The sequence below is a fragment of the Candidatus Oscillochloris fontis genome (genome assembly GCF_004138135.1).
Taxonomy (GTDB): Bacteria; Chloroflexota; Chloroflexia; order Chloroflexales; family Chloroflexaceae; genus Oscillochloris; species Oscillochloris fontis.
In genome coordinates, this window is record NZ_RYFD01000014.1 from 62,272 (window position 1) to 78,015 (window position 15,744).

12 protein-coding genes are annotated in these 15,744 nt (G+C 59.7%); 2 read left to right on the top strand and 10 right to left on the bottom strand.

Features of this window, described 5'->3' with window-relative positions; all coding sequences use genetic code 11:
* Positions 1-16 precede the first annotated feature (16 nt).
* The 3 genes from EKD03_RS07605 to mltG all read right to left on the bottom strand — a co-directional run bounded on the left by EKD03_RS07605 (position 17) and on the right by mltG (position 3,373).
* On the bottom strand, positions 17-760 hold the full coding sequence (locus EKD03_RS07605; RefSeq protein WP_129629217.1) for a prepilin peptidase: 744 nt from the start codon (positions 758-760) through the stop codon (positions 17-19).
* A 715-nt stretch (positions 761-1,475) separates the two neighbouring features.
* The gene (aroE, locus tag EKD03_RS07610) at positions 1,476-2,303 is read right to left on the bottom strand and encodes a shikimate dehydrogenase (RefSeq protein WP_129629219.1); all 828 of its coding nucleotides are present in this window, start codon (positions 2,301-2,303) and stop codon (positions 1,476-1,478) included.
* A 2-nt stretch (positions 2,304-2,305) separates the two neighbouring features.
* Positions 2,306-3,373 carry an endolytic transglycosylase MltG gene (gene mltG / locus EKD03_RS07615; protein WP_129629221.1) on the bottom strand — a complete coding sequence of 356 codons (1,068 nt, stop codon included), beginning with the start codon at positions 3,371-3,373 and terminating at the stop codon, positions 2,306-2,308.
* Between the two features lie 338 nt (positions 3,374-3,711).
* Here mltG and EKD03_RS07620 point away from each other — a divergent pair, with 338 nt between their 5' ends.
* Positions 3,712-5,037: an MFS transporter gene (locus tag EKD03_RS07620; RefSeq protein ID WP_129629223.1), complete on the top strand. Its 1,326-nt coding sequence runs from the start codon at positions 3,712-3,714 to the stop codon at positions 5,035-5,037.
* Positions 5,038-5,057: 20 nt separating this feature from the next.
* Here the strand turns inward: EKD03_RS07620 and EKD03_RS07625 are convergent, their stop codons facing one another.
* The 6 genes from EKD03_RS07625 to EKD03_RS07650 form a co-directional block, all read right to left on the bottom strand.
* Positions 5,058-5,762: a response regulator transcription factor gene (locus EKD03_RS07625; RefSeq protein ID WP_129629225.1), complete on the bottom strand. Its 705-nt coding sequence runs from the start codon at positions 5,760-5,762 to the stop codon at positions 5,058-5,060.
* A gap of 25 nt (positions 5,763-5,787) precedes the next feature.
* A complete protein-coding gene (locus tag EKD03_RS07630) occupies positions 5,788-6,855 on the bottom strand; it encodes a glucose-1-phosphate thymidylyltransferase (protein ID WP_129629227.1) in 1,068 nt (355 codons plus the stop codon).
* A 198-nt stretch (positions 6,856-7,053) separates the two neighbouring features.
* On the bottom strand, positions 7,054-8,661 hold the full coding sequence (locus EKD03_RS07635) for a C40 family peptidase (RefSeq protein ID WP_129629229.1): 1,608 nt from the start codon (positions 8,659-8,661) through the stop codon (positions 7,054-7,056).
* Between the two features lie 289 nt (positions 8,662-8,950).
* Positions 8,951-9,718 carry an RsmE family RNA methyltransferase gene (locus EKD03_RS07640; protein ID WP_129629231.1) on the bottom strand — a complete coding sequence of 256 codons (768 nt, stop codon included), beginning with the start codon at positions 9,716-9,718 and terminating at the stop codon, positions 8,951-8,953.
* Positions 9,719-9,720: 2 nt separating this feature from the next.
* A complete protein-coding gene (locus EKD03_RS07645; RefSeq protein WP_129629233.1) occupies positions 9,721-10,770 on the bottom strand; it encodes a type I phosphomannose isomerase catalytic subunit in 1,050 nt (349 codons plus the stop codon).
* A gap of 71 nt (positions 10,771-10,841) precedes the next feature.
* On the bottom strand, positions 10,842-12,239 hold the full coding sequence (locus EKD03_RS07650) for a VanW family protein (RefSeq protein WP_129629235.1): 1,398 nt from the start codon (positions 12,237-12,239) through the stop codon (positions 10,842-10,844).
* 143 nt (positions 12,240-12,382) lie between these two features.
* Here EKD03_RS07650 and EKD03_RS07655 point away from each other — a divergent pair, with 143 nt between their 5' ends.
* Positions 12,383-13,261, top strand: a complete 879-nt coding sequence (locus EKD03_RS07655) for a LysR family transcriptional regulator (protein ID WP_129629237.1) — start codon at positions 12,383-12,385, stop codon at positions 13,259-13,261.
* A 119-nt stretch (positions 13,262-13,380) separates the two neighbouring features.
* Here the strand turns inward: EKD03_RS07655 and EKD03_RS07660 are convergent, their stop codons facing one another.
* The gene (locus tag EKD03_RS07660; protein ID WP_129629239.1) at positions 13,381-15,585 is read right to left on the bottom strand and encodes an ATP-dependent helicase; all 2,205 of its coding nucleotides are present in this window, start codon (positions 15,583-15,585) and stop codon (positions 13,381-13,383) included.
* Positions 15,586-15,744: the final 159 nt, after the last annotated feature.

A 15,744-nucleotide genomic window follows, 5' to 3' on the forward strand; every position in this document is an offset into this window, starting at 1 on the left:
CAGAAACTCCTACTGGCTAACCAGCCAAACCACCACCAATAATGAAGAGGAGTGCGCCCAGGCAGAGGTAACTACCATAGGCGATATAGTCGGGGGTAGGCCGCCCCATACGGCGCACAATGATGATTCCGGCGGCGACCAGTCCGGCAATCAGCATGCCCGGAATGATCGCGGCGGTCAGATTGATCACCCCAACTGCCGCACCGATAAAGATCGCCAGATAGACATCTCCGAGACCAAAGGGCGCGGCGTGGCCAGGGAAGATGAATTTGGCCAGCACGAAGAGGAGCAGGAACATGATCCCGCCGATCAGTGCGCCGAGAAGGACATTGCGCCAATCCATACCCACCAGCGGGCCAACGATCAGCGCCACCAGGGCCGCACCGAGGATGACGAAGGTGTAGATCCAGCGGTGAATCCAGTCTATGGCCCCGGTGAGGATCAGCACGGCGCAGATGAAGGTCAGGTAGAAGAAATCGCTGCCGAACCCGTGGAGTTGATAGATGCGCAGCAACGAGATGGCCGCGAGGATCTCGACAAACGGGTAGATCCAGTGGATGCGGCGGCCATCGGCGGCGCGCCCGCGCTGGGCCAGCCAGCCGACCAGGGGTAGCAGATGCCACCAGGCCAGCGGGGCACCAGTACGGGTACAGCGTGGCCAACCGAGCAGCGTGCGTTCGCGGGGGATACGGATGATCAGCACGTTGAGGAACGTGCCGAGAAAGAGGCCGAGAATAAAGATAGCAAGCGAAGTCAGCATAGAGACACCTTCGCGGGTTGATACCCATTGCCTGTATTGTAGGCGCATGGTAGCACCACCCTATTAAACGACGGGTGCGGCCATGCTGTTGCAATAGCCCGATCATCCCGTAGGGGCGAAGCATCGCCAACCAACCTTGTTCGGGTTCCCCTGCCACATGGCGGGCGATGCTTCGCCCCTACTTGTTCGGGTTGCCCGATCATCCCGTAGGGGCGAAGCATCGCCAACCAACCTTGTTTGGGTTCCCCTGCCACATGGCGGGCGATGCTTCGCCCCTACAATCCCGCGTTCGGATCTTGTTCGGGTTGCCCGATCATCCCGTAGGGGCGAAGCATCGCCAACCAACCTTGTTCGGGTTCCCCTGCCACATGGCGGGCGATGCTTCGCCCCTACTTGTTCGGGTTGCCCGATCATCCCGTAGGGGCGAAGCATCGCCAACCAACCTTGTTCGGGTTCCCCTGCCACATCGCGGGCGATGCTTCGCCCCTACTTGTTCGGGTTGCCCGATCATCCCGTAGGGGCGAAGCATCGCCAACCAACCTTGTTCGGGTTCCCCTGCCACATCGCGGGCGATGCTTCGCCCCTACAATCCCGCGTTCGGATCACATGGTGGGCGATGCGTCGCCCCTACAATCCCGCGTTCGGATCACATGGCGGGCGATGCTTCGCCCCTACAATCCCGCGTTCGGATCACATGGCGGGCGATGCGTCGCCCCTACAATCCTCGAAACGCCGCCCACATCACCGCCAAGGGCGCGGGCTGGCCGACCCAGCGGGTGAGTGCGAGCGCCCCTTGGTGTACCAGCATCCCCGCCCCGTCGCGGGTGGTTGCGCCGCGTGCGGATGCCTCGCGCAGCAGGCGGGTTTGGCGGTAGACCATGTCGTAGACGACGGTGTGCGCACCAACCGGCGGATCGGCGAGGGGCGTCTCGTCGCCGTGCCAGCCGAGTGAGGTGGCGTTGATCAGCAGGTGGCAAGAAGAAATGAGACTGGGCAACGTGGAATCGTTGAGCGCCAGGGCGTGGAGCGCGGGGAGGTCGGCACATCCCGCATGCAGGCTGGACACCAGTTCGCTGGCACGCTCAAGACTGCGGTTGACGATGGTCAGGTGGGATAACCCGGCCCCCACCAGGGCGAAGGCGGCGGCGCGGGCGGCTCCACTGGCCCCCAGCAATACGGCGTGTTGCCCGTGGAGCTTCAGCCCCGCCTCGGTCAGATCGCCGAGCAGGCCGGGGGCGTCGGTGTTGGCCCCGATTAAGCGCCCGGCAGCATCCTTGTAGATCGTGTTGACCGCGCCGATCTGGGCGGCAGTCGGTTCGAGTTCGTCCAGGTAGGGGATGACCGCCTGCTTATGCGGCAGGGTGACATTCGCCCCCAAGTAATCGGGGCCACGCAGATCGGCGACACGCGCCGCCAGATCGGCCAGCGGGGTCTGCACGGCGCGGTAGTGGTGCTGGTGCAACCCCAAGTGGGCCAACGCGGCGTTCTGCATGGCCGGGGAGCGGCTGTGGGCGACGGGGTCGCCAATGAGGATGATCTGCATGGTTATTGACAGTTCAGGTACTCAGCCTCGTAGCGACGGAACTCCTCAATGGTCTGGGCAAACTGGTGTGAGCCATCTTTGGCACAACTAGCCACGAAGAAGAGGTAGGGTACCGCTTCATCGGGTTGGGCAGCCGCGAGTAGCGCATCCATACCGGGGGCGGCAATGGGGCCAGGCGGCAACCCAGCATAGCGGCGGGTGTTGTAGGGGCTATCAATCTGTAAATCGCTGAAGGTGAGGGTTTTACGCCACCAGCGACCCTCCTCGGCACTATAGCCCAGCGCGTACTGCACGGTCGGATCGGCACCCAACTGACCACCAGCGAAATCGGCGGCATACTCCGGCTTCATCCGGTTCCAGAAGACCGCGCTAATCGTCGGCATCTCAGACATCAGGGCCGCCTCGCGCTGCACGATAGAGGCCATCGTCACCACCTGATGCACCGAGACCCCCGGTATGCGCACGCTGCGTTCAATCGTGCTGTACTGCTCGCTAAAGCGGTCGAGCATACGGTTGATGATCGCTTCGGGCGTTGCATCGGGGGCAATCTGGTAGGTATCGGGAAAGAGATAGCCCTCAAGGCTCGCGCCGGGCGGCATACTACTGAGCAGAAAATACTGATCACGGAACTGCTCACCATCGCGAGCCACACGCAGAAACTCCTCGGCACTCACCACCTTGGTTTGGGCGATCAGATCGGCAATCTCTTCGAGGCGCAGCCCTTCGGGGATGGTGACCTGAAACTCTTCGAGGCGCCCGGTCTGAAGCGCAATCAGAATCTCGCTCATCGTCATGGTCGGGCTGAGGATGTAGCGCCCCGACTGAAGCTGGCCATCAAGGCCGCGTAGGCGAGCGAGGAGGGTGAAGAGCGCAGGTTGGCGAATGAGCTGGGCAGCGCTGAGGCGTGTAGCGATATCGGCGGTGGTTTCGCCGGAGGCAACCGTAAACTCCACCGGATCACCCTGGGTTGCCGCTGGAGCGCGGAGTTCGCCCAGGAAGAGATACCCGGCGCAGGATACCACCAGCGCGATCAGAGCAATACCGAGCATCAGAGCGCGGACGTGCCGCATCAATGGATCTCCTTGGTTATAACAGGCCGTGAAGCAACTTCCCCCTTGGTGGGGGTGCGGGGACGGCTGCGCCGCCCCCGCAGATGTTTTTGGTGGTGTATGGCGGATACGCCGCCATACACCACCAAAAACAAAAATATTGCTCGCCCTGTTGATGACAAGACATGACCCAGCAATTATAGCACGGAGGCTTAACAGCTAGGCATAAGCCAGATCTCAGCCTTAAGACAGTTGATTCTACGCCTAGAGTTGTTATGATCAGAACGTAGTCGCAGAGGACTTCGGGCCTCTGCATTTTGTTTGCCTTCAGACTAACCCATATACAGGAATAACGATACATGGATACCGCAGTACGTATGCGCCGCAAGGTGCAACCGAAACCGCTCGTCCGCGCCAGCCACCCTCCGCTCAGCCCAGGCGAGGTGCGCCAGGGGATGCGCATCTCGCTCTGGGAGAGTGCGGTGGCGAATATTCATATCAGCATCACCGGCTCAATTGGTGGGAGTGTCTTTCTGAGCGGGTTTGCGTTGCTGCTGGGGGCGAACAGCTTTCAGTTGGGGTTGATTGGGGCATTGCCGTTTATCGGGCAGCTCTTTCAGTTTGTGGGTGCCTACCTGGAAGAACGGGTGGGTGATCGGCGCAAGCTGGTGTTGCAAGGTGCCTTGGCGGGGCGGCTGATCTGGATTTTGTTGCTGGTGCTGCCCTTCCTCACCTTCCTCAACGGCAGCCAGTTGCTGATCTTCTTTATTGGCTTGGCCTTCTCTTATGCCTTCAACGGGATTGCGGGCAACGCATGGCTGAGTTGGATGAGCGACCTCGTTCCAGCCAATAGGCGCGGCAGTTACTTTGGGGTGCGCAACACAGTGGGGGCAATCGCGGCCATGGCGGCGACCTTTCTGGCCGGTTGGGCACTCGATCTGACCCGCGATCATGGACAGGAGAGCCTGGGGTATGCGATCATCTTTGGGGTGGCGGTAGTGGCGGCGCTAGGGGCAGCCGCGCTGATCAAGCGCCAAGCCGAACCGCCGCTTACGCCCAAGCCACAGGTGAACCTGCGCGATATGCTGGTGGGGCCATTGCAGGATCGCCACTTCCGTAGCTATGTATGGGCCAACCTTGGCTGGGCCGTCGCCACCGGCATTGCCAGCCCCTTCTTCAACGCCTATGGCCTAAGCGTCCTCAACCTGAGTTTCTCGCTCTTAGCGGTGCAGGCAATAGCCACCAGCGCGGTGTCGCTCGTCTTTGGCCCGTTGATGGGGCGGCTCCAGGATCGCTACGGCGCACGGCGAGTGCTGGTGGCATGTGTGATCGGCACCCTCCCGCTCCCCTGGGGCTGGGTCTTTGCCACCCCGGAGTATGTGTTACCGCTCTGGCTGACCGCGATCTTTGCCGGGGTCTTCTGGCCGGGGATCAACCAGGGTTTGGTGAACGTGCTCATGGATCGCGCACCGGAGAACTACCGAGGCGCGTCAATGGCCGCGTTCAGCGCGATTACCGGCATTGGCACGCTGCTGGCGGGGGTGCTAGGGGGGATGTTGGCCATGCTGTTGAGCAATACCCAGGTGATGATCGGCAGTGTACCGATCATGGGGATGGGGTTCCTGTTTGTGCTGAGTAGTGTGTTGCGGGCGGTGATGGTGGGAGTGTTTTGGAAGACGTTGTAGAGACGCAATACCTTGCGTCTCTACTTAAAATCCACGAAGCGGTAGCCCACCCCGCGCTCGGTGAGAATATACTTGGGGCTGGATGGGTCGAGTTCGATCTTTTGGCGCAGGTAGGTGATGTAGAGCCGCAGGTAGTGGCTCTCTTCGCGGTACTCTGGCCCCCAGACCTTGGTAAGCAGCATCTCGTGGGTTTGGACGTAGCCCGCGTTCTGGACGAGGTGGTAGAGTAGGCGGTACTCAGTGGGGCGCAGGTTGACCCGTTCGCCGGAGACGAGCACCTCGCGGCGGGCGAAGTCAATGCTGAGGCGCTCATCCACCTGCACCAGGGTTTGCGGCACCGGCGGGGCGGTGTAGTGGCGGCGCAGCACGGCGCGAATGCGGCTGATCAGTTCGCGGTGGCTGAAGGGCTTGCCGATATAGTCATCGGCACCCAGTTCGAGGCCGCGCACGCGATCTTCCTCTTCGTCCTTGGCGGTGAGCATGAGGATTGGCACCTGCGAGAACTGGCGCAGGCGGCGCAGCGCCTCAAAGCCGTCCATCACCGGCATCATCACATCCAGCAGGATGACATCGGGCATATCGTCGCGGGCGCGATCTATCGCCTCGCGCCCATTCGCTGCGGTTGCCACGCGCATACCCTCAAGCTCAAGGTTGAGCCGCATGAAGTTGATCATGCGCGGCTCGTCATCAACGACGAGGACGAGTTTATCTTTGAGTTCAGCCATGGCGGATCACCTTCTCGTGTTGGCGCTACAAGACCCCAACAATACTATTATCGCCGAGCATCAAGCGGTAGGCTTTGGGCTTGAGCGGGCTGCGCGCCACCTCCACATTGCGCCCGATCAGGCTATCTTCGAGGCGATGCGGCAGGCCACGCACGGCGCTATGTTCGAGCATGATGCTATGCTCGATCTCGCTATCCTCAATCACACAGTTGTGGTAGATCGAGGTGAAGGGGCCGACATAGGAGTTGAGGATGCGCGTCTTCTCGCCGATGATCGCCGGGCCACGGATGGTACTATTGATAATCTCGGCTCCCGCCTCAACAATCACCTTGCCGATCAGTTGCGAGTCGCGATCCACATAGCCCTGCACCGAACCACTCATCTCCTCAAGGATGAGGCGGTTGGCTTCGAGCATATCATCCTTCTTCCCGGTGTCAATCCACCAGCCATCGTGGACATAGGGGTAGACCAGATAGCCATTGCTGACCAACCACTGGATCGCGTCGGTGATCTCCAGTTCGCCACGCGGCGAGGGCTGAATGGCGTTCACCGCCTCCCAGATATGGTGGTCGAACATATAGATCCCCACCAGGGCCAAATCGCTGAGCGGCTCACGCGGCTTCTCGACCAAGCGGGTAATGCGGCCATTATCGTCGAGTTCGGCCACTCCAAAGGAGCGCGGGTCGGCGACCTGTTTGAGCACGATCTGGGCATTGAAATCGCTCTGGCCAAACTGCTGAATGAGCGGGCTAATGCCACCCTGGATGCAGTTATCGCCCAGGAACATGACGAAGCGCTCATCACCGAGGAAATCACGGCTAATCTTGACCGCGTGGGCCAACCCGGCGGGGCTATCTTGGGGGATGTAGGTGATACGCACCCCCCAGCGCTTACCGCTACCAACCGCCGAGCGGATCTCATCGCCAGTATCACCAATCACGATCCCAATATCATCAATCCCCGCGTCGCGGATGGCTTCAATGACACGAAAGAGGACGGGCTTGTTGGCCACAGGTACCAATTGTTTGGCGCTGGTATAGGTAATCGGTCGAAGGCGGGTACCTTTACCGCCACTGAGGACAAGACCTTTCATGGAGAGAGTCCTTCATGATAGACGATCAGGAGAGTAGGGGCGAAGCATCGCCCGCCAAGATAGTCCGTATTCCTCAGGCTCCATCGTGGGCGATGCTTCGCCCCTACACAACAACAACAAAAATTCGGGGGCGGCTTCGCCGCCCCCGAACATCCACCAGGGGCGCATCGCAATGCACCCCTACGCCCAATGCGGATTCTAGCGGTAGGGGCGGATGGCACCCACAAAGTGGCTCTGCCAGTAACTGTTCCAGATCCCCGACACCTGCACGCCATAGCTAGGCGTCATTGCGTGGAGCATCTGGCCACCACCGATATAGATGGCAACGTGCGAAATACCGCGCCGACCACCGGTACTGGCGAAGAACATCAGGTCGCCGGGGGCGAGGCTGCCCATATTGCCGATCATCGCGCCATAGCGAGTGCTAAACTGTGCCGCAGCGCTGTGGGGCAAACCGACCCCAAACTGGCGATAGACATAGCTGGTCAGGCCACTGCAATCGAAGCCGCGTGGGCTGCTGCCACCCCAGACATAGCGCGAGCCGATAAACTGCACCGCATAGCTGGCCACATCGCCACTCGCGGCGACATTGACCGGGCCACCACTAGAGCCAGAACCACGGGTGGTGGTGGCGCGGGTGGGCAGCGCTGGGAAGTTGGTAGTGACTGGCACGCGCCGCGAGGCCATGGGCGAGATCTTCATCAGATCGGAGAAGATCCATGCCTTGGTGCCATCGCTCAACTGCACCTTGTACCAATCCTTATACTTACCGAGTAGCGATACCTGAGCACCGGCATTGATGGTAGCCACCCGATCATAGGCTGAGCCGGGTCCCTTGCGCATATTGACCGAGTTCTCCAACACCATACCAACTAGTGGCGGGTTCGGATCGGGAACCGTTTGTGCCACAGGTACCCGCTCGACCACGCCATCCACAATGTTGAGGAAGTCGCGGGTGACCCAGCCATACTGGGTGCCATACTCAACCAGGAACCATTCCTGATACTGTTGTACCAGCGTCAACTCTTGGCCGGCGGACATACGAGCCATGCTGACATAGTTAGTACCGGGGCCATCGCGCAGGTTAAGACCCTCCTCGACCACCACACCGATCTTGGGTGGCGGCGGCGGTGGGATCTGCTCACTAGGGACAACATTGAGGGCATAGATCACCGCTTCGGGAATATCAACCAGTTCAGCGGCGACCCAATAGATGGCCGGATCGTTGGCTTGGCGAACCTGGAGCCACTCCTCGTAGCGGCCAACCACCTCGACACTGCTCCCGCCGTTGATACGATTTACATCATCATAGGCGAGACCGGGGCCATTACGCATTCTGACCACATCACCAGTGATGGTGGCGGGTACCACCATAGGGGCGAGTAGTTCGCTTCGTGAACTTAGGGAGAGGGGTACAGGTAAAGCTTCGGTCTCATCCAAAGGCGGATCGCCAATTTGGGTAAGGGTGCCGGAGGTATCAAGGCTGATCGGTGCCATACCGATCAAGGTATCTTGCGTGGTAAGTGCCGAGGAATCGGCGGAAGTGGCGGGACGTAGTGGGATCTGGCTCAGCAGCAGTGCTAGAGGTACCGTCAAGACAACGACGGTATGCAGAAGAAACCGGGTAGGAAGTTTTGAGAACCAAGAACCGGGGGAACGTAGCGCCGCAGCAAGAGTGCGGTGCAGATCAGCGAGCGGTTGGAAGCTCTGTTTATGGCGATCCCGGTGATGCGCAGCGCGACTTTGGAGATCTTCTAGATCGGTATGAAGGTGCGCAGGCGGTTGATTACGGTTAAGCTCAATCATGGAGCAGTCCACCTCACTTGTTTGCCTGTAACGCGGTTGATGAGCCGCCCCTTCGTAGCCGAAAGGTGACGACATAGTAATATATTCAGGCTATGTTGTCAATAGCTTTTCTGTTTTACCCCGTTATAACACGCAAAAACAGAGATTGAACCTAGAGTATTTGTAAATAGTTTTTGATTGTATATAGAAGTCATAGCCACCCAAGCATGGCCGAAAAATCGGCACTATCAGCGGTTGGGGGACGATTTCAGATCAAAATCAGCCGCGTTGGGAAACCTGATAATGATTTTCAGGATCTCATAGATTGATGAGACGCATGATCTTCGCCACCAAGTTCATAACTGAGGGCGGCTGCCGCCATGATCGGGGCGGTTTCGGCGCGCAGGATGTGGGTACCCAGCGAGGCGGGCATAATGGCGTGCTGGGTAGCGAGCGCCAATTCTTCGCTGGTGATCCCACCTTCGGGGCCGGAGAGGATGGCGTAGCTGGCGTGGGGGGCTGGGGGTCGCAGACGATCACGCAGGGGCGGCGCGTCACCTTCCCAGAGGATGAGCGGGAAGTGGGCGGTGGCGGCCTCTGCACAGGCGGCAGCAAAACTGAGCGCGGGGCTGAGTATGGGCACGCGCCCGCGCCATGCCTGCTCGGCTGCCTCGCGGATGATGCGTTGCCAACGTTCAGTCTTGCGCCCATCAGCGCACTCGTTGGCGAGGCAGCGGCTGAAGGAGACCGGCACAAAGCGACGCACCCCCAGTTCTGTCCCCTTCTGCAAGACCCACTCGAAGCGTTCGGGGCGGATGAGCGCCACATACAGGCTCAGGTCATAGGTCGGGTCGGGCGCGGGGCCAGTGGTGAGGACATGGCCCACGACACATACGCGGCTCACTGCGGTCAGTTCCAGCGTGTATTGGTTACCCAGACCATCAAGGAGCATGATCTGGGCACCCGGAGTGAGGCGCAGAACCCGTACCAGTTGGTGAACCAACTCGGTATCATCGAGGGTAACGACCTCAGCCGTGAGCAGTTCTGGGGCCACAAAAAAGCGGTAGGTGTTCTTCATGGCTAGAGTGTGGGTATTGTCGCGTTAAGAAGATCCTCAGTATGACCTGCGCGGCGCAACATTGCCAGCAGCGTGGGCAGATCGGGAACATAGACCCGCATGAGCGTGGCTTTGCCAACCAAGCTACAGTGCTTGAGCGAATCGGGGATGACCACGGCATCGCCATGGCGTAGCGGAAGTTCACCATGCGCCCAGATCAGGCTACACGCACCTTCGATCATGGTCAGGATCTCAAAACTACCCTGGTACTCCAGATCGGCATGCCCGGCCAAGTGCCAGCGTTCGAGGGCGAAATAGGGGCAGGCCACGAGCAAGTCACGACCGGGGGCAAGATTGAGATGCGGCAACTTGGCGTGGTGGGCGGGGCCAAAGGTACAGACATCGAGCGCCTTATCGAGGTGCAATTCGCGCAGTTGGCCGGTCTTGGCATCGCGGCGGTTATAGTCGTAGACGCGATAGGTCAGATCGGAGCGCTCCTGAATCTCGAAGATGAGCAACCCGGCATTGATGGCGTGAATCGTACCAGCGGGCACCAGAATCATATCGCCGGGAGTCACCGGAACCCGTTCGAGTAACTCCTCCAGGGTACCGGTGTGAACTGCATCAGCGAACGTGTTGCGGTCGCAGGTTTGGCGCATGCCATAGGTAATATCGGCACCGGGGGCAGCATCGAGGATATACCACGCCTCAGTCTTGCCGTGGAAGCCGGAGGCGGCCTCGTAGCGATGGGCGTAGGCATCATCGGGATGCACCTGGATAGAGAGTCGTTCCGCAGAATCGATAAACTTGGCGAGCAGGGGGAAATCTGCGCCATAGCGGGCAAAACTGCGTTCACCGACAAGCGTGGCCCCATAAGTACGGGCCAATTCGGCCAGACTCTGGCCCGCGAGCGGGCCATTAGTGACGCGGTTCTGGTCATAGATCAGCCAGATCTCACCAATCTGATCGGGGTGGGGTGCGGGCAGATCGAGCCAAGGGGCGAGACGAGTACCGCCCCAGATCGGCGAGACCATTTTGGGCGTGGTGAGCAATGGATAGAGGGTGGTATTCATACTATCTAAATCAAGCAGCAACGCAGCAGCCGCACTGCGACTGCTGCGCCCCTACGCGATAATCATCGTCTTTATGAGCGGGGAGGAATAATCACCACACCATCAGGCGGGGTGACGCCAGGGCCATAGATATAGAAGTCTTCCCAGGGGGTATAGCGGGTGAAGTAGTGAGTACGACGCACCGTGCCATCAGGGAAGGTGATGATGCGATAGTAATTGACATCAACCCCGGAGCGCCCGTGAACCAACTGGCGCACGGCTCCCTTGGGCAAGGTTTTATCATACTGCCACACCGGGGCACCCGGCTTGGTCCAATTCTTGGTGTAGGGGCCATCATAGGTGATGCGGCGGCCATCACTATTGCCCCAAATCTGGAAGGTGAGGCGGGAGGTTGTGCGATTCACCGTACCGATGACATAGACCGGGGCGGGGCTATCGTTACGCCAACGAAAATCGGTGGTAGGGGTATAGATTGTCGCATCGAAGCCGAGGATATTCTCATAGAAGTTGACGATGTGGCTGTGGCCGATACGGCGGGTGATCTGCAAGCCAGCGTTGGAGACCGCCCGGAAGAGGGTGGTCGAGACCTGACACAACCCACCACCAACCACCTTCTCAAGCCGTCCGCCGACGATGGCGTAGCCATCAACAAAGCCGTTGGCTTCGGAGAAATCACCGACATTCACAAAAGAGAACTCGACTCCTTGTGGAACAACATAGCCCGTGATCATCTCGGTGGCACGAGTAATGTTGGTGATACGCTCGTTGGCCGAGGAGGAGAAACCGGTGGTCGCCTCGCCGAGTAGCACCATCGCGGTCGCTGGGGCGGTAGCGGCCATTGCTACCGGATCACGTTCAAGCCACTGTTTACCGAGCATACCGAGTTGGATCTCGTAGGGCGTACCGGCATATTCAGGGTGGTACTCAAAGCGGGCGCGTTCAAAGTACTGCACCAGATAGACCTGACCATCCTCAGGATTCCACTCCTCAAACTCCTCGGAGATCGGGTAGCCATAGACCGGCAGACCGCCGCGAGTCTGCCAATACCACCCGAAGGCTCCGCCCAGGGTATGGCCCGATTCGGGGAAGAAGGTTCGGTTGGGATCGGAAGATTCAGCCAACCAGTTGAAGGCCGGTTCGGCGCGGCCCTCGGTGAGCAACGCACCTAAGCGCGTTAGGCTCAAAGTTGGCCCAGAGGAATTATTGGGGCGCAGTTCAAAGCGGGCGCGTTCAAAGTATTGCACCTGAAGCCCGCTCGCATCAACAATCACCTCCGTGAGCGGGAGGCCAAAAATATCAATGCCGCCATTGGCATCAAAGAACTGTTTGACCTGCATCCCAATATTGTGCCCAGTTTGGGGGAAGAAGGCGAACGGCTCCCCCTGAGCTGCGGCGGTGGGTGTTTGGGGCAGAGCAAGCAGTGCCGCCAAGACGAATACAAGCGTGAACAAGCGTGCCGAGCGGTGCATAAGCGACCTCGCGAATGAAGGGTAGGTATCAATCACGCCATTATAGCACGCAGATCCGCTCGATCTGCTATACTTAATTTGAGCATTAGCGGACATCGCCGTCCATTTCATGCGGGTTGAAACCCGCTAGGCCGTAGGATCATATGGAACTGCGACACCTGCGCTATTTTGAGGCGGTGGCCCGCCATTCTCATGTTACGCGGGCGGCGGCTGAACTGCATATCGCCCAGCCAGCCCTGAGTAAACAGGTCAGTCAGCTTGAGCATGAATTGGGCGTCGCACTGTTTGATCGGGTTGGACGCAATGTACGCTTAACCGAAGCGGGCGAGGCGCTCTTACCACACGCACGGGCGGTGATGGCTCAGGTTGAGGCGGCGCGGGCCGAGATGGCCGAGCGGATCGGGTTGCGGAAGGGGCGGGCAACGGTTGGTGCGCCACCTACAGTGGGGAATCAGTTGTTACCGCCGGTCTTGGCGATCTTCAACAAGCGCTACAGTGGGATCGAACTGCGCCTGCACGAAGCCGGGGTGCAGACCTTGCTCGATCTGTTGGAGACGGGCTTGACTGATGTTGCGGTGGTAACGTTGCCGGTTGATGACGAGAATCTGACGGTGTTGCCGCTCTTTACCGAGGAGATGGTGATTGCGGTGTGGCGCGGGCACCGGTTGGCGGAGCGCAGCGAAGTATCAATCAGCGAGTTGGCTGAGGAACCCTGGGTGCTCTCGCCAGAGAACTACGAGCTACGCGAGGCGGCGCTGAGTGTGTGTGAACGGGCCGGGTTTACCCCACGAGTGGTGCTGGATGGTGGCCAAACCGACACGCTGTTGCGCTTTGTCGCGGCGGGTTTGGGGATCGCCCTCGTGCCACGCTTGGCGGTGCAGAGTGTTTCTGACTTGGTGCCGCTGCGGGTCTCCGATCAGAAGTTGGAGCGTTCGCTGGGGGTGGTGTGGCGTGGCGACCGGGTGGCTTCCCCGGCGGCGCGGGCGTTGCGTGAGTTTTTGGTCGAGCAGTTGCAGCGCTAGATATAACTATTCATACTTGAAGGAAATAGCCGCCTCATGGTGGCGCAAGGACGCAAAGGTTTTGTTGCAGGCTTGGCGTCTTTGCGTCAAAACCGAGATGCGAGAAAAAGTGTGAGCAGTTAGCCTGCGTGATGTTCTAACTTAGCAAAACTGGCCAACAGGCGGCGCTCTTTGTCGGCGAACATGACCGTCACCTCCTCATCGTTCTCGATCAGGCGGCTGCTTACCACCACCCCCTCACCAAACATGGGATGAACGACGGCTTGCCCCGGCGCGAAGGTGATGCTACTGGGAGGGGCGGGCGTGGCGGGCGGGGTTGTTATGATGCGGCTGCGCGAGGTGAGCATGCTGGTCTGGGCAGTGGGGGGCGTGGCGGGGCGTTTGTGGGGCTGAGTCAGCAACTCCTTGGGGATGTCGGCTAAGAAGCGGGTGCGGGTAGTGACGATGAAGCGCCCGAAGGTGGCGCGGCGGAAGGCGTAGCAGAGGTAGAGCCGCTGGCGTGCCCGCGTCATGCCCACATAGAGCAGCCGCCGCTCTTCTTCCACCTGCTCGCGTTCGGCCAATGCGCGGCTGTGGGGCAGCAAGCCCTCTTCTAGCCCAACCAGAAAGACGACTGGGTATTCCAGCCCTTTGGCCTGGTGTAGCGTGATGCAGGTGACCGCATCAGCTTTCGCATCCAGTTTGTCTACGTCTGCAACCAGGGCGACATCTTCCAAGAAGGTGGGCAACTGGGCCTCAATCGGCAGATGGATGTAGTTGCTGATGACGTTGCGCAACTCCTGGACGTTGCGCCAGCGATCTTCGGCCTCTTCGGGATCATACTCCTTGAGCAGCACCTCACGTACCGCGAGGCGTCCGATCATGGCATCGAAGAGATCGTCGAGGGGCAGCGTGGCGCGCATGGTGAGGATCTGATCGAGGGTGGCCAGGAAGCCGAGCAGTGCGGTGCGGGTACGGGCCGCAAAGGGGCTGGTGCCAACTTCGATCTCGCGCAGGGCTTGGTAGAGCGGGACGCCCAACTCGTTGGCCCAACGAATCAGTTCAGCCTCGCTGCGGTCGCCGATGCCCCGCCCTGGCCAGTTGAGGATGCGGGTCAGGGCACTGTCATCGTAGGGGTTGGCGACGAGGCGCAGGTAGGCGATGACATCTCTGATCTCTTTGCGCTCATAAAAGCGGGTACCACCAATAATCTGGTAACGTAACCCGTGCTGCATGAATGTCTCTTCAAGTGCGCGTGACTGGGCATTGACGCGGTACATGACCGCGCAGTCGCCATAGCTCACCTCGCCACTGGCGACGAGGCGGGCGATCTCTTCGGCGACAAACGTGGCTTCGGCGTCTTGGTCGTAGCCTTCGTGCAGGCTGACGGTAGCACCCGCACCGTTTTCCGTCCAGAGGTGTTTGCGATGCTTCTGTTGCCCGCCGCCCGCGAGCACCGCCTGGGCCGTATCGAGGATGGCCTGGGTACTGCGGTAGTTCTGTTCGAGCAGGATCACCTGCGCGTTGGGGTAATCCTGTTCAAACTGAAGAATATTGCGGATGTCGGCCCCGCGCCAGCCGTAGATACTCTGGTCGTTATCGCCAACCGCGAAGAGGTTGTGGCGCTGGGCGGCGAGATGCTTGACCAGCATGTACTGGGCGCGGTTGGTATCCTGATACTCATCCACCAGCAGGTAGGCATAACGGCGCTGATAGTGGGCCAACACCGCAGGATGCTGATCGAAGAGATGCACCATCTCGACCAAGAGATCATCAAAATCGAGAGCATTACTCTGGCGCAGCAGATGTTGGTAGCGTTCGTAGCAGCGAGCGACGATCTCATCAAGATAGGTATGGTTCAGACGGGCATACTCGGCGGGGCCGACAAGCTCGTTCTTGGCGCTAGAGATACGCGACAGCATAGCGCGCGGCGCATACTTCTTCTCATCGAGGTTGAGTTCGCGCACCACACGGCGCATGAGGCGTTCTTGGTCATCACTATCATAGATGACAAAATCGCGTTCGCGCCCCAGATGAACACTATCGCGGCGTAAGAAGCGCGCACAGAGGCTATGGAACGTCCCGACGGTGAGCGCGTAGGCAGCCTCCTCGCCAACCAACTGCACCAGCCGCTGCTTCATCTCACGGGCGGCCTTGTTGGTGAAGGTGACGGCGAGGATCTGGTAGGGATCGATCTGTAAGGCGCGAATGAGGTAGGCGACGCGATGAGTCAGCACACGGGTCTTCCCACTACCCGGCCCGGCCAACACCAACACCGGGCCATCTACGGCTTGGACGGCGCGTTGTTGGGCGGGGTTGAGACCACTGAAGAGATCGTCATTCATGGGGTACCTCATGGGCAGCGTGAAGAACTAGTGTACCGATATGGTAGAGGGTTGGGCGTGAGATGTCAAACAGGCGAAGTAGGGGCGAAGCATCGCCCCCAACATCGGTGGGGGTTCCCCGGTCATCTGGAGGGCGATGCTTCGCCCCTACGGGATGAC